Here is a 17,503-nt window from a genome sequence, read left to right as displayed (position 1 = left end):
CACCACAGCTACTGAATAATATTTCCCTGGTTACCGGTTCCGACCTGAGAAGCCATAGCCACCTGCCCATCATTTGTTTGTGTCGTGACATGAATATTGGAAGAACCTATCTGGGAGACAGTGGCCAATCCAGTACTTAGTCCCAACTGAGAGACTTCTACATAATTCATATCACCACTCTGGAAGGTGGTAATAGAGGAGAAAAGAGCAAAGCCCTGCCCTACCAATGCCTCGTTGAGAGTTCCATCTTGCTCAACACTAATAAAGCTTGATTCAGTTAAGTCTCCCTGAAATAACTCGGCACTATTTTCACTCCCAAGTTGATTAATTAGCCCAGTGCTATTAAGCGCAAAATCCTCATGGATTGCTTGTGCAAAGTTCATTGTCCCAGTCTGAGTAACAGCAACAGTTCCCTGTATCCCCCCAACATCCACCTGGGCAGCAATACCCTCATTATTTGAACCGGACTGGATAACAGAGGCACTACCTGCAACAACAAAGTCATCCTGAACCACCCAACCGAAGTTGCCATCGCCAGATTGACTAATTAGAGCTGTACTTTCTGAGACTTCTGCAATTTGCTCCAGAATCGCCTCATTCATCAAACCCGATTGCTCCACCGTGCCCATATTCAAATCTGTAAGTGCCCCCTGTAAAACAGACACTTGATGTGAGTCTCCGGTTTGGGTTATTGAAACGGTATTATTGGTGCTGGTAGGATTAGACTGATCTACTGTTGCCAGATGTCCGTCGCCATCCTGGTCAATATCAGTCGTATTATTACCGCCCATAGAGTGACCACTAAAAGTGAGCGCAGCTATTGCAGTAACTGAAGTCCAAACTTTCATTTAACTAATTCCTTATCCATAGATTTCACCTCTTGCGTTAAGCAAATGCACAGCACAACGCCCCCAAATCAAAACCTGAACTCTCTTTGGAAAGTAGAGTTAAAGGCCTATATCAGATAGACGAAAATCAATAGGAGGAAACAATTTTACCTCCTTGAAAATAATTATCTGATCCTAAAATACAAAATTGAAAAATACATGGAGCTCCGCAGTCGCATTGCAGCGATCCGTATTCACACTAATACCGCGAAGCCCCTATCCAATTTACTGAAAAATAAATCCAATATTTGAAATACCATTTTGCGTCGCAATAGCAGTTTGCGAATCGGACAATTGCTCGGTTGTATGTTGATTTAACTCACCTATTTGGGTGGTTGTAGCAACACTGAGCATATTTCCCTGCTGGAGCACACCTGCAATATTGCTAATGCCATCTTGAAGTATGGTTCCTGTAACCGAGCTTGCAGTAACTTGTCCAAGCATCGCCTCATTCGAAGTCCCCGATTGAGAAATCGATGCTAATGCTGCTGATGTTCCACCTGCCTGCTGGGTAACTCCCATGTTCATCGAGCCCAATTGACTGACATTTCCAACACTTGTATCAACTATTGCTTGCTGAACTCCGCCACCAAAGTTTCCATCTCCAACCTGATTTACGTTTACAGAACTGTTCTCGACAGTATCTTGCTGCAATGAACCAGCAAAGTTTCCATTACCTACCTGAGTAATAGAGACAAAGCTGGTAGTGATTCCATTTTCTTGATCAGAGTCGACCTCATTCATATCCCCAGATTGCAGAACACTTATAGTGGAGGAGAACACCCCCATTATTTGTTCACTGACAAAGAGATTTTGATTGCCAATTTGATCGACAGAAATAGTGCTAAACTCCACAACGCTTTGCTGACCGATCTGGGCCATATTGTCATCGCCAATTTGATTTAGGATGACATCACTTCCCAGTATATCGAAGACCTGCCCCATTATGATCGCATCATTCATATCGCCAGTTTGAGTCACCGCGACACTAGATGCTTCGGTATCAGTCTGGGTGATGGTCATAAAGTTCATTTCCCCAGCTTGATTTAGTTCCTGGGTAGAACCAAGTGATTCAAGTTGCTCCGCTGTCGTATCGTTATTATTCCCAATCTGGTTAATTTCTAGCGAACTTGTCTCAGTCATAAACTGCTGGAAAGACTCGGCCATATTGCCATCACCCTCTTGGTAGTGGGTCATGGTATTACTTACGGCATCGCTCGCCTGGGTCGATGACGAAGAGTTCGCATCGCCAATTTGGGTGACATCTATCAGGTTCCCTATAGCCGTAGGGTCAACCTGATTGGCATTCGCTGTATTACCCACTCCCTGCTGATCTATTAACGTCGTATTATTACTGGCCATCGCACTTCCACTCACTGCGACCAATATAACTAGAGCTACAGGCTTCAATTTCCTCATAATTCAATCCTTCATTAACTATTCAAGCTTTTCTTGGGACTCAACTTAGAGGGCCTCATCAACAACATCGATACCAATAGGCATGCCGGCGTAAGGAGTGCGCAGAATCCAATTTAGCGCCATCCCTACTCCAAACAACAGCATCCACCAAAGAAGTGTTAAAGCTCGCCAAACTTGAGCGCTGAGGCAATAAAATTGACACAGGCAATTATGCGAACAACAAATCCCAAGAGGAATTGACATGCACTGGCACAAGGTCACTTGCGACAATGAACGACTGAATACTTAGAAACTATTCTCAAATCGCTGATCATGGGCCGACCAACTACTGGGTAAGAGTTAACGATAAACGGCAATACAGCTATAAGAAGGAAGTGGGGAAAAACTAGGAAAAAAGTTTGGAGTTAGATATCTACGCCACTAGGAATCCGGTGCATAAACTCACTTTCAGTTAATTTTTAATTAAAAACAAAACTTACATCTGCCAGCTGACTGTCGTTGTTCACCACCTACTGTAATAGAATACCTAAGGCAGGGGAAAGTTTACAGCAGTACAAAGTTAGGTAATCTATTTCACCAAAATAAAAACCAAGAATATCAAGCTTCAGGGAAGCAATAAAGAAATTATAGTCTTTGCTGGATTCGAATTATTGATCAGTTGGTTTGAAACCATGCCAGCGATTGCAGCTTGCTTATTTCACCAATCTGGCCGGGAGACACGCTACCAAATCGACTGGACAATGTAACACAAAATTATATTACTGCCCGAAAGATTTGGGTTATGCAGGCTGCACTATAATAGATCAATATCCCACCAAAAATAATAGCTTTTACAGAATGCATCCACTTAGGTCAAACCTCTGACAAAATCAAACAATTTACTCTGCTTATTAAATTTGCTCTCCTCTTCAATTTTTTTTACGAGTGCACTTCCCACAACAACAGCATCAGCATATTTTTTCACCATACGAACATCTTCACTACTTTTAACCCCAAAACCAACTGCAATCGGCAGATCTGTTCTCTTGCGAATAAAGTTAACACGATCTTCGATTTTTTTTTCGTTAATCACATGCATGCCCGTTACACCATTAATAGACACACAATATAAAAACCCAGTTGCCCCGTTGAGAATGGTATTTAATCTATTCTCATCAGTAGTTGGTGCAACCATTCTAATTATGTGTAAATTGTTTTTATTAGCGAGTGTACGTAATTTAGTATCTTGCTCTGGCGGCAAATCAACAACAATCAAACCATCCACACCTGCACCCATGGCTTCATCACAAAATGATTTTAACCCATAATGAAATATCGGATTATAGTATCCCATAAGAATAACAGGCGTATGCTTGTTGTTCACCCTAAATCTAGTAACGAGCAAAAATATTGTTTTTAACGTAACACCATTATCTAGCGCACGCTGACTTGCTCTTTGAATCGTTTCACCATCTGCAATTGGATCAGAAAAGGGGACTCCTAGCTCAATAATATCAACACCAGAATCAACTAATAAATTCATTATTTCATATGTATTTTCCACACTAGGATCACCAGCTGTCGTAAAGGCAATTAAAGCTTTTTGTTTTTTTTCTTTTAGCGATGAGAAAGTTATATCAATTCGATTGTTCATAATTTTTTTCGCTTATACCTCAAAGCCTAAATGTCTTGCCACATTAAATATATCTTTATCCCCTCTACCACACATATTCATAACAATGATGTCATCTTTATTCATATTTTGGGCTAGATGGCTGACATAGGCCAACGCGTGAGAAGGCTCTAACGCTGGAATAATTCCTTCTAAACGGCAACATAGCTGAAACGCACTCAACGCTTCCTCATCAGATATAGCAACATAATTAACTCGACCTATTGACTGCAAATAAGCATGCTCAGGACCAACACCAGGATAATCTAAACCAGCCGAAATTGAATGAGCATCTGCTATTTGTCCATTATCGTCCTGAAGTAAATAGCTATGACTGCCATGCAGTACTCCTGGCTCGCCTCTCGAAAGGGACGCTGCATGCCTGTTAGTATTGATACCTTTTCCACCCGCTTCAACCCCGTACAACTTAACAGAAGTATCATTCAAGAAGTCATAAAATAAGCCAATTGCATTAGAACCGCCACCAATCGCAGCAACCATAGCATCCGGCAATTTATTTTCAGCTGCTAATATTTGCTCCCTAGTTTCAATACCAATAATTTTTTGAAAATCTCTTACCATTTCAGGAAAAGGATGCGGACCTGCAACCGTGCCAATTACATAATAGGTATTTTCAACATTAATAACCCAATCTTTCATAGCTTCATTCATTGCATCTTTAAGCGTTCTGCTACCATAAGATACCGGGATAACCTCAGCCCCCAAAAGCCTCATCCTAAAAACATTGGGTGATTGACGTTCTATATCAGACTCGCCCATATAGATAAAACAAGGCAAATCCAATAATGCGCAAATTGTTGCTGTTGCAACACCATGTTGCCCTGCACCAGTCTCAGCAATGACTCTAGTCTTACCCATACTTTTAGCGAGCAGTACCTGCCCTAGAGCATTATTAATCTTGTGAGCTCCAGTATGGTTTAGCTCATCACGCTTAAAATAGATTTTAGCACCACCAAAGTAATTGGTAAGGCGTTCGGCAAAGTATAACGGGCTAGGTCGACCAATATAATGTTTACTGTAGTAGCTAATTAAGTGGTTAAACTCTTTATCATCTTTCAGCTTTCTGTAGTTTCTATTTAAATCGAGCACTAAGGGCATCAGTGCTTCGGGGATATAGCGGCCACCAAACTCGCCGAAGTGACCGCTTTCGTTAGGGTAATCATAGTATATATTAGGCGTTGTCATCTATTCTTCACTCTTATTTAGGAAAATTAAGCAAAAATAAATTTCAAGGCCAATGTCACCAACATGGTATTAACCGTCAAAATAAGTACCGACTTAACAACCTTCTCCCCTTTTGAAATAGTTAACTTGCTGCCTATATAATTCCCAGCCAAACTACCCATAACCATAGGAATACCAAGCTTAAAGAGCATCTTACCTGCCAGTGAAAATGCAACGAAAGCACCTATATTTGAAGCAAAGTTAAATATTTTTGAGGTGGCCGATGCTTTGACCAAATCAATTTTCACAAATAAATACAATGCAATTATGAATAAACTACCTGTTCCTGGCCCAAAGAAACCATCATAAAAACCAACAAAAAAGCTTACCAATGCAATAGCTATCACATAGCGTCCACTCTCACCACCTTCAGATACTTTCCCAGCCTTCTTAGCAGTGAATTTTCCTTTGAACAGAGTAAACAATAAGCCTACCGGCAGCATAAAAACGATAATCTGTGCAACCAATTTTTCATCGATAATCAATATTGCCCTGGCACCAACGTAAGCGCCTAGCAGTCCGAGTACAACTCCAACAGGTACTAGCCGCCATATAACCTTCTTATCTTTTACAAAGTTACGAATAGCACTGATGGTACCAATAGTGCTTACCAGTTTTTCCTGCCCCAAAGCGAGTTGAGGTGGCATACCAGCAATCATAAAGGACGGGACCAAGACAAGCCCCGCACCACCCGCAACAGCATCAATAAAACCGGCAATAAATGAAGCAACAGTTAAAAAAACAATGGCAGTAACTAAACTATCTGCCAATAAAGAGCCCTCAACAAACATAATCAGTTCCTAAGAAGATGACGACTAATTTTTATAGTGGTTTATTAGACATGATGTATCATGAGTGTTATGTCCATTTTCTGACAGAGATTTATACCATCTCAAAATCTGTTGCGACACTTCAGGTTGCCATTGTTGCTGATCAGCCAGCTGTAGAGCATATTTTAGATCTTTGATCATATGATCGGTTGCGAAACCAAAATCAAATTTACCTTGTGTCATGGTTCCGAACCGATTATCCATTTGCCAAGATTGGGCTGCGCCGCCTTTAATTGCCTGAAAGGCTTGCTCTGTGCTGACATTACTTTTCTTTAACAAAGTGATAGCCTCAGATAAACCGGCCAATGTACCCGCAATGCAAAACTGATTGGCCATTTTCGCAATTTGGCCAGAACCTGAATCACCGATATAGGTCACGGTTTTACAGTAACTATCCAGTATCGATGCGACATTATTTAAATGCTGGTTATCACCACCTATCATACAACTCAGCTGGCCGTTTACTGCTCCAGCTTCTCCACCAGAAACCGGCGCATCTAAGTACCCTACATTACACTCTTTTGCCGCAGCATACATTTCTTGCGCTAAGGTTGCTGAAGTCGTGGTGTGATCAACAATGGTCCCCCCCGACTTCACTCGACTGAGTAAATTTAATGAGCCTGTTAATGATGAGCGTACATCTTCATCATTACCTATACATAGAATAATGACGTCAAAAACATCACTATGCAAAAAAGGCGCACCTTTATACTGATCAAACCATTTATCAATTTTAGACTTACTTCTATTATATACACTCACAGAATATAACTTTGTTTTAGCAATATGGCCTACCATTGGGAAACCCATTCTCCCCAAACCAACAAATAATATTTTTTTCATAAACTTATATTTCTAACTTTTCACGAAAACTATATACCCGATAAAAGTACATAAACCTGTACTTAAATGAATGGCATTATCGTTATAACATAGAAAATTTATTAGCCGTATGCTAATTGCTCAGTGAAAGCGCTTAAATCTGTATTCAAGTGGGCAGTATCATTATTACAAAGTAAAACACTCTCATCCGGCTGTTTATATAAACCAAAAACTCTTATAAGCCACCTATCCTTCCCATCGAATCGAGGGGTAAACCCTTTGCGAGAATGCAATACTCGTTTGTTTTTGAATAGCAATAATTCTCCAGGCTTCATATAGAAATTATTGATGACATCATCGCACAATGACGCCCTTGTAAAGGCTTCAATAGCGCTATTGCCAACATCATAATCACTAAAAACTCTATGGGCATCGAAACGTGAAACGTAGTTTCCATAGTTATCTTTCTCCAGAATAGGCTTCTGTTCTATAACATTATTTTTATTACCTGTTGTAAAAGAGTCTGGTCGTTTAATTTTAAATATGGGCATCATCAATACTTCAACTGTATGATTATCAAGCAGAGACAATACATCATCCAGAAGAACAAGGTCTGTAGAAACGCTAGGATCCTGCCTTACACAATATAATGACAATGTATCCGGACTAATTACACTAGGCCGAACATAATTATTGAATAACGGCAAATCAGGATTATCAACGTGAGGACCAAATGTCTTTTTTGATCCATGTGAGCTCACATCATCTGTCGCACCTCTATGGGGAACAACATTCCTTACCAGCTGACCATCATTTTCTCCATAATAAACAACAGGATGAAGCCCAATAAAATCATGCAATCCAATAGAGTTACCTACACATTGAGCAATTTTACTCAGATCTGCTTTTCCATCATAGGGAGTGTTAGGGATATGTTCGTCTATAGATAACCCTGACACATGTAAAGCAACCGTATCTGGGCGCCAAAACCCTAAAATTTGAGACGTTGTCTGAGAGGAGAATATATCTCTAAACGCTTTTGATACAGAACTACCAATTTCCCTTAAACCATTATTGTCGGTCTTAATAAGTTCCGGATATTCACGACAGATCCTTGCGATATCATCCGGATGTATTGAAACCTCTTCAATCATAAATCACCAAATTCTAGAAAAACAACTACACACTTAGTTACGAACTAAGCGAAATATAAATTATCTATCAAACTGGCAATTAAAACTTATGCTTACTTTTCCTTCCCGACTCACCTACGCCTTATCAAAAAGCGTTTCATGTGTAACAAAATATTCGAAATTTGACACAAAAAATGAGGGGCTGAAAAATAATGTATGCGTCCTTCATACCAAATTGAAATCCTTTTCAAACTCTGGCGCACAGAACAATTTACGCCACAAGTTCGGCACACTATATCACTTAATTTTACGCCATTGTGAAGAAATTCGTGCCAACCAATAAATTATTTTATTTTTTGAAAAAAACGGGAGAACTAAAAACTTTTATTTTCAGCCACAGCAAATACGACACCCAAAAAATCACACATATTGACGCCGTCAATATGTGTACTAACGTCCTTAAATTCATTAGGAATAACAGAAACCAAAGATTAAAGAGCAAACCATTTTAAACGGCATACACAAAAGTACTAGATACACGACCACTCTTTTAAAAAATCAAATTATTCAAATAATATTTAGATTTCATCGACTGAACAAGAAATCCGTCTAGAGCGCACCAAAACAGAGCCTCAAAATTAGCAATAGTTCTTTATGGTGCAGAAGCAACCTAAAATTATTTAGCTTACTCACGATTAATTATTTTAGAAACCATTCTTAATGGCAATGTTTGTACTAATTATAGACTTCCATTCGCATGAAACTTAACAGCCTCACGCTTCAACCTATAGCAATACAAATGTTTAACGACACAACGTTAATTTCCATAGCCATTAGATAGCTCCCGGCGCATAATAATTAGTCGGTTACGCTATTGCGCTTAACAAATATACCTTTCCGTCTTAAAGATTCTGGAAAATATTTCAACCAGACTATTTGCGACAAAACCATTTTGTCTTTGCATCGCATATTTTGCGGGAGTCTTTTTGATCGCTTCTCGTTGCTCGCACCCCAACTAGACTGTCTAACTGTAAAAGCTGGGATCTCACAACCGACCAAAAAAATATAGGAGCTGAATTCTTCTAAATTACTGTGATTGTTTTAAGAATTTCTTTTGCTGTCATTTTTCACAGCAATAACATCCTCTCAGGCATCCCTTGCTCCACACCAGCCTCACTTCCGCCCCCCCCTAGTAATAAACACCACCCCGGCTAGAGATATAACTTCCTTCTGATCTACTTAAAAGTATCAGCCATTTTATTTTTGCTAAAGCTTATATCGCTGAATATAAAGTTTCTATTTTTTAATACTGAACTTAATATTAGTACAAGCCAGGAAGAAACATCCAAAAATTTAGCTGTAGAAAGGGGCCCCGATGATACATTCGATTACTGAAAAATTCGAAGGTTGCTCCACTGCAAATACAACTCTTATATCACCACCTTGCATCACACAGATACTCGATGCCTCCATATTGATTTGGTTGATTGACATAAATTTAACTTCCCCTGATTGCTTCAACTTTTGAATGGGACCAAGTAATTTAAATAGCTCCGTTATTATTTCACTGTTATTACCAACGTACTTAAGCTCTACAAAACTGAACGATAATAAACTGTTAGAGAGACTCAGCCATATTACCATAATCTACCAGGCAACAGATCATGATCCCACTTACCGTATTGCTCGTAACAATCGATGAGGAAGCGTTATCTACACCAGTCAGGGCAAGGCCTATAATGCTCACTAATCACCAAATAAAAGGGGAACTTACTGCGCTATCATATCAAGCCCCCCTATAGATCCAGTGGTATTGTGGCACGTACTTTTATTTACTGCAGCCAATCTGATATAGCCAGAACAACATGCCTATAATTCAATCCCAAATTAACTCTCCAAGCGTATCCCTTGGTTCGGTTTATAGGGCGTCATAAACAGTATCGGCGCCAGGACTATACGAAACCTTATTCAGCACCTTCCCCACTCTGCAAAACAAAACAGATATAGCTATTTATACCAACTATTGACTTATAAGAAATTCACATGTAGCTGTACAAAATCACTTGTAATACTGAACGACTGATTACCTGGAAACTATTCTCAAATCGTTGATCATGCGCCAACCAATTGCTGGGGAGGCATTAACGATTATTGGCAATACAACTATAAGATGGAAGCGGGAGAAAACCAGGAATAAAGTTTATGGTTAAATTTCTGTGCACCAAGATAAGATCTTAGCTGCAGGCCGGCTGGTACCGAAAAATCGCGCCGGTATCCCCACCCAAGCCTATGTCGCAATTGCCCACTCAACGGTACCAGCTTCAGAAATAACATTTACATTCTATGAACCCGTTTAGTATGTTGAGACCTCTCTCTTGGTGATATTTGCCTGATTGATATTTTCATCATTGGAGTCGCCGGTCTGCAAAACTATAGTACTGGACAAAAGGCATTTCCGTGATCCAGCGTAGTCATATTCATATCACCAAACCGGTCGACAATCATAGTTGAACTCTCAAGCGTAAACTCCTACTCCAGGATTGCCATATTGTCATTACCCATTTGCAATAGCTCCATCAGAAAAAAACTTACTGAACCTATCTGATCCAAGCTTGCAATATTGCCAACGCCATCTTGGATACCAGTCATTGTACTATCGCTAATCACAAAGTTTAGATTGACGTCCATTTGGTTCATCTGCCCTATTTGAGTGGCAACCAAAGTAGAGTTCAGTGCCTACTGCTGCAACGCAAAACTGGGCCTAACCGTATTCATATCTCCTTGTTGATTTATCGTCATCGTACTTGCAGTAGTACCCCAAGACCCTGAAAACTATTATCAACCAGATTCATATTCCCAACTTATTGCACAGTCATATTGCTGTCCGCCACACTGCCCCCTTGACGAGTCATTGCCGCATTAGCATTACTTGACTGGAGCAGTTCAAGCTGGGCAGTAGTAATATTGTTGAACTGCTCCGACGTAGCAATATTCCCATCCCCTATCTGGGTTTGAGTTATCGTCGCTCCCGTTGCATCCGTGTATTGGTCAGCGACGGCCTGGTTACCATCACCAGTCTGGGACTGTATCACCTGGCTAAAATTAACCGTGCTATCGGATTGATCAGACATAGCACTATTTCCAATTCCATTTTGTTCAGCATTGGTGGAATTATTATTCGCAAAAGAAGAGTGACTAACTGCCGGCAAACAGATGGCGGCAGTTATGGGGGTTACGGTTTTCATTTCGGCAATCCTTACCTGGTAGAAATATCTCGCGTTAAACCAGCTCCTTTACCTACACAGATCGAACCGCACTTCTCAGAAATCAAACCGTAACATCGAGGCAAGCACCATTCACCTTAATTAACAAATAGGTAAACCACCGCCTCAGGCGGTGAGACTAGACAAGGCACTGCCGTTCCGGCGTGCAGAGTAAAAATGTGGCCTCCATGAACCGGCAAGTTCTTTAAGGAGGCCATATGTGAGATTGGCAGTGCCAAGCTCACGTGAAACATTATTGCAGGTACCATGTGGTATTTGTGCCCAAGTATAGAGAGAAAGCGTTATTTGGATCATTGAGACGTGAGATTGGAGCAATAATCCGAGACCTATATCGTCAAAAAGGCATTGAGTTGGTCGAGGGGTACGCAATGAGGGATCACATTCATATGTTGTTAATGATTCCTCCAAGGTTAAGTGTTTCCAATACGGTTGGGTTTCTGAAAAGGAAATCTGCGATCCAGATATTTCAGAAGTACAGGCATGTGCAGAGAAATTTCACAGGAAGACACTTTTGGGGCTCGGAGCTACTGCGTGAGTACAGTAGGTCTTGATCAGCAGGTGATTCGAGAGTACATCAAGAATCAAGAGGTTGAAGAACGCCGGCAAGAGCAGATGCAACTGGCGGGGTTGTAATAAATAGCCCCCCTGAGGGCTTTCACCATATCACCTGCTATGCGGGTGGTTGCTGATTGTTAGTAGCAAACGCAAAGGCATCTATAGGAAGAAAGTGCCCAAGAACTGGGAAAAAGGTTTGTAGAAAAACAGAAACACAAGGTCTTTGCATTTGAGCAAAATTTACAAAAATAAACATTGGGAAAAAAAGAGAGATGGTGGGTCGTGCTGGATTCGAACCAGCGACCAATTGGTTAAAAGCCAACTGCTCTACCAACTGAGCTAACGACCCCCAGGATGGTTGGACTAATTTGGTAATGGTCCAACTCGGGTTGTTTTTACCTTCGCGCAGAAGTGTAAAAACTGGGTGGGTTGCCTTGGGCATCCCTGTCGAAAATGGTGGGTCGTGCTGGATTCGAACCAGCGACCAATTGGTTAAAAGCCAACTGCTCTACCGACTGAGCTAACGACCCTTTTCGATGCCTCGTTGTGAGGAGCTGCGTATCTTACGGATCTATTTCGAAAAGACAATACCTAACTCGAAAAAAAATCTAACAAATTTAAGGAGTTAGGTATTTGTTCAAAAAATTGGCGCCAACGGCCAATTAAGGTGCGTAGACCGTGGGGTCCTCCAGGCCGGCCTCTGTGAAACCGGCAGCCCTCAGGCGGCAACTGTCGCAGCGACGGCAGGCAGCGCCATCTGGCAAGGCTTGGTAGCAGGACACAGTTAAACTGTAGTCCACCCCTAAGCGGGTTCCTTCGGTAACAATATCCGCCTTGCTCATGTCCATCAGCGGCGCACGTATAGACAGCTTATTGCCCTCGACACCGGCCCTGGTAGCCAGGTTGGCCATCTTCTCGTAGGCCTCAATATATTCTGGGCGGCAATCCGGATAGCCGGAGTAGTCCACGGCGTTCACACCCACGAAAATATCCTGGGCACCCAGCACCTCAGCCCAACCCAGGGCAATAGACAGGAATACCGTGTTTCGCGCCGGCACATAGGTCACCGGAATACCGGAGGTTTCCTCTTCGGGTACTTCAATAGAGTCATCGGTCAACGCCGATCCGCCGATTGAGCGCAGGTCGAGCTTAACCACCTTGTGCTCAACGGCCCCCAAGTCCTTCGCCACCTTTTGCGCAGCCAATAGTTCTGCCTCGTGACGCTGACCATAATCGAAGCCCAGGGCGTAGCACTCGTAGCCCTCAGCGCGAGCCATGGCCAGTACGGTGGCTGAGTCCAGGCCACCGGATAGCAAGATTACTGCTTTCTTTGCTGTCATTTTTTCCTCTTTTCTTGATGTGGCGCAGCGGCGCTTTATACGCCGGGGATGTCACCCCACAACAGCTTGTGCATTTGCATCTGCATACGCACCGGTAACCCATCCTCCAGTATCCATTCAGCTAGCAGGCGCGGCTGCAGCTGCTCGTAGCTGGGGGAGAAAAGCACCTCTCCAACCCGCTCAGGTATGCGGTACTGATCCAGGGTGAATCGGGCCCAGTCGTAATCCCCGCGATCACAGATCACAAACTTGATCTGGTCCTGGCGAGTGAGCACTTGCATATTCTCCATTCGGTTGCGGTGCTGCTCCCCGGAGGCCGGCGTTTTCAGGTCGACCACTCTCGATACCCGCTCATCCACTTTATCCACAGGCATAGCGCCACTGGTCTCGAGGGACACCGCATAGCCCGCATCGCAAAGCGCCTTCATCAAGGGGAAACAATTGGGCTGGGCCAGGGGCTCACCACCGGTAACACACACATGGCGAGCGGGATGGCTTTGCACCTGCTGCAAAATCTGCTCCAGCGTCATGCGTTCGCCGCCATAAAAGGCGTACTCAGAGTCGCAATAGGTACAGCGTAACGGGCAGCCCGTCAGCCGCACAAACACCGTAGGAAGGCCACTTTCTCGCGCCTCTCCTTGGAGGGAGTAGAAAATTTCACTGATTCTGAGTGATTCTTTGGAAAGATCGGTCATACACACCCAACACAAAAACGCCCGAGTGGCACATGCCACCCGGGCGCGGGATCATAGGCTTTTTCTGCTCAAAAAACCAGCGATGGCAGTCAGTAGCGGCTGAAGGCTACTGGAAGTTCTCCTGCAGATACTTCTTCGCCAGGTTCGACGCTCTGGCGTCACTGGCTGCCACCTGCTCCAGCAGGTTGCGGGCTTTTTGTTGGTCGCCCAGCTGGTGATAAACAGTACCCAGCTTGTAGCGGCCATCCCAGACTTTACTGGAATTCGGGTAACCGTCAAGGAGGGCTACGAACCACTCCCGAGCCTCTTCCAGGTTGCCTTGAACCAGTGCAATCTCACCCAGCCAGTAATTCGCATTCGGGGCGTACTGACCATTGGGGAAGTCCTGCAACAGGCTTTTGAACTCTTCACTGGCGCCACCGTAATCGCCATTGCGGGCCAAGCCAAAGCTGGCCTGGTAGCGGTCGCGCTCGCTCTTGCCGTCTTTCGGGCCCAGGGGTTTAGGCGGCATTGCTGAGCCCCCCTGCCCTTGCATGGACGAAGCACCGCCTTCAGCGGTAGACGGCGGCTGAGCCGCTGGCTCTGTACCACTCAGGCGCGCAATACGCCGGTCCAGATCCATATAATCTTCAGTGCGCTGCTGCTTGAGACGCTTGATCTCATGGCGCAACTCTTCAACTGTGCCACGCAACTCCCGCACTTCCTGCTGCAAAACCTGCATCTGATAGTAGGCTTCGGCCTTGGGGTTGCCCTGGGCTCGGGGTGGTGACATACCGGCGCGGGCGAGCTGTGTCGGAGCACTGCTTTCCACTTCATCGGTATAAGTAATGGTCGACTGGTCCTGGCTTTTAGAAGACAGGTCTACAATCGGGGCCTGGGAAAATACTGGCGATGCCGCAGTCATTACTGCTGCGGCGATCGCTAGTTTTCTAATCGTTAAAGCCATTGGCATCCATTTTTACGATTAGTTAATAACAACGCGACGGTTCATCGCACGGGCAGATTCGTTAGAACCCATTTGAGCCGGACGCTCTTCACCGTAGCTGATTACTTCCAGGTTAGCTGCGTCTACGCCTTGCAGTACCAAAAAGTCGCGAACGGCATTGGCACGACGCTCACCCAGAGCCAGGTTGTATTCGCGAGTACCCAGTTCGTCAGCGTGGCCTTCCAGGCGAACAGAACCGGTGGCAGCGCGCATACGGTCAGCGTGACGGATCAGCAGCTCACGAGTTTCGGGCTTCAGCAGGGACTGGTCGAAATCGAAGTAAACTACGTTTTCCAGAGGTGCTACAGGCTCTTTCGGGGTATCAAATTCGGTGGTTTCAACCGCTGTATTATTTGCGGTTTCATCAACAATGGTTTCCCCGCCAGTCTTGGTGTCATTGCTACTACAACCAGCCATTACTGCCAATACACAGGCTAACCCGAGGCCTGTTTTTACTGATTTCAACATAAGCTACTCCGCTTTATATATAGTGTTATCGAAAATCCTGAAAGATTTCTAATTGCTCTAATTCACACCCTTCGCTTAAGCGCGTCGGGCATCCCCGCCTTATTCAAAGTACGGCGACCAGGCCGGTTCACGGACATCACCCCTCTGAGAGGGCAGGTTGTACTTCACCCCAGCATCCAGCGACACCGCTGCCAGAATACCTTTATCCCCACGTTTGGTAGCGTACATCAACATGGCCCCATTCGGCGCGATACTAGGGGATTCGTCCAGCGTAGTCTCCGTAAGGACACGCACTCTGCCCGAGTTGATATCCATCGTAGCGATGGTAAATACGCCCCTATTACGATGCACCATCACCAGTGTCTTTCCATCGGGAGAAACACGGGGCCGCGCATTGTAATCGCCATCGAAGGTTAAGCGGTCGACTTGACCAGTGGCAAGAGTCAATTGGTAAATTTGTGGCTTCCCTCCCCTATCGGAGGTGAAAACCAGTGATTTACCATCTGGCATCCAGTTCGGCTCGGTATCAATGGAGAAGTGCCTTGTCATTCTTGTCAGTTTATTACTGACCAGATCCAGCACGTAGATCTCCGGGTTGCCGTCCTTGGAGAGCACCATCGCCAGTTTGGTTCCATCCGGGGACCAGGTCGGCGAACTGTTGATGCCCTTGAAGTTAGTTAATTGCTTGCGCGCACCCGTGCGCAGGTTCTCGCGGAAAATTGCCGGGCGCCCGGTTTCAAAGGAGACGTAGGCGAGCTCCTGGCCATTGGGGGACCACATGGGAGACATCACCGGCGCGCTGAAACGACGGATCTGCTTGGCGCGAGCACCATCGATATCCGCACGCATCAGCAGATAGCTGGGCTTGCCGCCACGGGTCTCTTCCTGCACGTACACCATTTCGGTGGAGAAGGCACCGCGAATACCGGTGATAGCTTCAAAGATCTCATCGGCGGCGCGGTGGGCGATATCCCGCAGCTGGGTCTGGCCGCCGCGCACTTGCTTGGTGAACATCTTGTGCTGGCCGAAAACATTGACCAGATCAAAAGTGAGCAGGTAACCGGTGGCCTGCGGCTCAATGCGGCCGGTCACTATGTACTCGGTGCCGAGGATACGCCAGTCGCGGAATACCACGTCTTCCGGGGCCTTGGGGAAAGACAGCATGTCCTCCTTGGGCACCGGGGAGAAAAGGCCACTGCGGCGAAGGTCTGAGGAAATAATCCCGGAAACATCTTCCGCCAGTACCCCGCCACCAGACCAGCTGAATGGGGACACAGCGATCGGTGTGGGGTCATCGATACCACTGGTGATATCCACCACCAGCTGGGCACGGACACCCAGGCTCACCGAGGCGATTGCAATAATGACGACTGTCTTGAGCAAACTCTTGATCATTGGCGCAGATCTTCGACTTTAAAGTTCAAAATGGTTGTGCGGACTTCCCGCTCGAATATCACCGGTTCCTTTTGGGCCAGCTCGGCCACTTCGGGAAATACCTCCACCTTTTTAATGGCGGTCAGTACGGAGCGATCGAGGGCAGCGTTGCCACTGCCCTCGACGATATTAGTTGCCACCACCCGGCCAGTGGGGACAAAGTTTATTTTTACCTTGGTAAGCATACCGTTTCGGGCACTGGGTGGGCGACTCCATACCGCCTCAATTTGCTGCTGAATTGCCTGCCCCACTGACATTACTGCCACCTCGGTCTCATTCGCATCCAGTAGCTCCTCTTCATCCTGAAGAGCTTCATCAAAGGAACTCTGGCGCTCTTGTGCCAACTTCTCCTTTAACTCTTTTTCTTTGCGCGCCTTTTCTTGCTGCTCTTTCTCGCGACGGGCTTTCTCTGCCTGTGCCTTGCGATCAGCTTCGAGTTTCGCTTTGCGTTTCTTTTCCGCCTCGAGCTTTTTCTTATGCTCCAGGGCTGCGCGGCGCTTACGTTCGACCTCAGCCTTCCGTTTTTGCTCCGCAGCGCGATCGGCACGCTGTTTTATTTTATCGACCTTTTTCGGCAGTTTCTTCTTCGGTGTTGCCGCTTCAATTGTCACCAGCTTAGCCTGCACAAACTTTGGCATCGGTTTGCGCTCAGGCATACTGCTGGCTTCCCAGCCGTAGGTCATGGCAGCTATCAACGCCCCGTGTAACACGAGGCTGATAATGATCGCCAATGCATAAAAGCCTTTATTCACCGG

General features: G+C 44.9%; 16 protein-coding genes, 2 tRNA genes and 1 pseudogene. 1 reads left to right on the top strand and 18 read right to left on the bottom strand.

The window, feature by feature from the left end; all coding sequences use genetic code 11:
* Positions 1 to 8 precede the first annotated feature (8 nt).
* The 10 genes from ACJJII_RS09970 to ACJJII_RS09925 all read right to left on the bottom strand — a co-directional run bounded on the left by ACJJII_RS09970 (position 9) and on the right by ACJJII_RS09925 (position 11,232).
* Complete coding sequence (locus tag ACJJII_RS09970) at positions 9 to 848, bottom strand: hypothetical protein (RefSeq protein WP_444919016.1); 840 nt, start codon at positions 846 to 848, stop codon at positions 9 to 11.
* Positions 849 to 1,112: 264 nt separating this feature from the next.
* Positions 1,113 to 2,306: a hypothetical protein gene (locus tag ACJJII_RS09965; RefSeq protein WP_444919015.1), complete on the bottom strand. Its 1,194-nt coding sequence runs from the start codon at positions 2,304 to 2,306 to the stop codon at positions 1,113 to 1,115.
* 847 nt (positions 2,307 to 3,153) lie between these two features.
* The gene (trpA, locus tag ACJJII_RS09960; RefSeq protein WP_444919014.1) at positions 3,154 to 3,939 is read right to left on the bottom strand and encodes a tryptophan synthase subunit alpha; all 786 of its coding nucleotides are present in this window, start codon (positions 3,937 to 3,939) and stop codon (positions 3,154 to 3,156) included.
* A 12-nt stretch (positions 3,940 to 3,951) separates the two neighbouring features.
* Positions 3,952 to 5,163, bottom strand: coding sequence for a tryptophan synthase subunit beta (gene trpB, locus ACJJII_RS09955; RefSeq protein ID WP_444919013.1), 1,212 nt, complete (start codon positions 5,161 to 5,163; stop codon positions 3,952 to 3,954).
* 26 nt (positions 5,164 to 5,189) lie between these two features.
* Entirely contained in the window at positions 5,190 to 5,993 is an 804-nt protein-coding gene (locus tag ACJJII_RS09950) for a sulfite exporter TauE/SafE family protein (RefSeq protein WP_444919012.1), read from the bottom strand.
* Between the two features lie 24 nt (positions 5,994 to 6,017).
* The gene (locus tag ACJJII_RS09945) at positions 6,018 to 6,875 is read right to left on the bottom strand and encodes an NAD(P)-dependent oxidoreductase (protein ID WP_444919011.1); all 858 of its coding nucleotides are present in this window, start codon (positions 6,873 to 6,875) and stop codon (positions 6,018 to 6,020) included.
* Positions 6,876 to 6,976: 101 nt separating this feature from the next.
* Positions 6,977 to 8,008, bottom strand: coding sequence for a Fe(II)-2OG oxygenase family protein (locus ACJJII_RS09940; protein ID WP_444919010.1), 1,032 nt, complete (start codon positions 8,006 to 8,008; stop codon positions 6,977 to 6,979).
* Between the two features lie 1,332 nt (positions 8,009 to 9,340).
* Positions 9,341 to 9,481 (bottom strand): hypothetical protein, encoded by a 141-nt coding sequence (locus ACJJII_RS09935; protein WP_444919009.1) that lies wholly within the window; start codon positions 9,479 to 9,481, stop codon positions 9,341 to 9,343.
* A gap of 1,035 nt (positions 9,482 to 10,516) precedes the next feature.
* Positions 10,517 to 10,675, bottom strand: coding sequence for a hypothetical protein (locus ACJJII_RS09930; RefSeq protein ID WP_444919008.1), 159 nt, complete (start codon positions 10,673 to 10,675; stop codon positions 10,517 to 10,519).
* Between the two features lie 173 nt (positions 10,676 to 10,848).
* Positions 10,849 to 11,232 (bottom strand): hypothetical protein, encoded by a 384-nt coding sequence (locus ACJJII_RS09925; RefSeq protein ID WP_444919007.1) that lies wholly within the window; start codon positions 11,230 to 11,232, stop codon positions 10,849 to 10,851.
* 263 nt (positions 11,233 to 11,495) lie between these two features.
* On the opposite strand from ACJJII_RS09925, the pseudogene tnpA reads away from it, so the two are divergent.
* Positions 11,496 to 11,904, top strand: a pseudogene (gene tnpA / locus ACJJII_RS09920) (IS200/IS605 family transposase).
* Positions 11,905 to 12,099: 195 nt separating this feature from the next.
* Here tnpA and ACJJII_RS09915 read toward each other — a convergent pair.
* The 8 genes from ACJJII_RS09915 to tolA form a co-directional block, all read right to left on the bottom strand.
* Positions 12,100 to 12,175 (bottom strand) — tRNA-Lys (locus tag ACJJII_RS09915).
* Between the two features lie 105 nt (positions 12,176 to 12,280).
* Positions 12,281 to 12,356: transfer RNA gene (locus tag ACJJII_RS09910), tRNA-Lys, on the bottom strand.
* Positions 12,357 to 12,488: 132 nt separating this feature from the next.
* Positions 12,489 to 13,166 carry a 7-cyano-7-deazaguanine synthase QueC gene (queC, locus tag ACJJII_RS09905; RefSeq protein WP_282934224.1) on the bottom strand — a complete coding sequence of 226 codons (678 nt, stop codon included), beginning with the start codon at positions 13,164 to 13,166 and terminating at the stop codon, positions 12,489 to 12,491.
* 35 nt (positions 13,167 to 13,201) lie between these two features.
* Positions 13,202 to 13,861: a 7-carboxy-7-deazaguanine synthase QueE gene (gene queE, locus ACJJII_RS09900; RefSeq protein ID WP_444919006.1), complete on the bottom strand. Its 660-nt coding sequence runs from the start codon at positions 13,859 to 13,861 to the stop codon at positions 13,202 to 13,204.
* A 106-nt stretch (positions 13,862 to 13,967) separates the two neighbouring features.
* On the bottom strand, positions 13,968 to 14,807 hold the full coding sequence (gene ybgF / locus ACJJII_RS09895; RefSeq protein ID WP_444919005.1) for a tol-pal system protein YbgF: 840 nt from the start codon (positions 14,805 to 14,807) through the stop codon (positions 13,968 to 13,970).
* A gap of 18 nt (positions 14,808 to 14,825) precedes the next feature.
* Positions 14,826 to 15,314: an OmpA family protein gene (locus ACJJII_RS09890; RefSeq protein WP_444914735.1), complete on the bottom strand. Its 489-nt coding sequence runs from the start codon at positions 15,312 to 15,314 to the stop codon at positions 14,826 to 14,828.
* A 99-nt stretch (positions 15,315 to 15,413) separates the two neighbouring features.
* Positions 15,414 to 16,709 carry a Tol-Pal system beta propeller repeat protein TolB gene (gene tolB / locus ACJJII_RS09885; RefSeq protein WP_444906392.1) on the bottom strand — a complete coding sequence of 432 codons (1,296 nt, stop codon included), beginning with the start codon at positions 16,707 to 16,709 and terminating at the stop codon, positions 15,414 to 15,416.
* The gene (gene tolA, locus ACJJII_RS09880) at positions 16,706 to 17,500 is read right to left on the bottom strand and encodes a cell envelope integrity protein TolA (RefSeq protein ID WP_444919004.1); all 795 of its coding nucleotides are present in this window, start codon (positions 17,498 to 17,500) and stop codon (positions 16,706 to 16,708) included. Before tolA ends, tolB begins: the two co-directional genes overlap by 4 nt.
* Positions 17,501 to 17,503: the final 3 nt, after the last annotated feature.

The sequence above is a fragment of the Microbulbifer maximicatervae (SeqCode) genome, assembly GCF_052467825.1.
The sequence above is the reverse complement of the archived record's forward strand: the minus strand, read 5'-3'. Positions and strand labels throughout refer to the sequence as shown.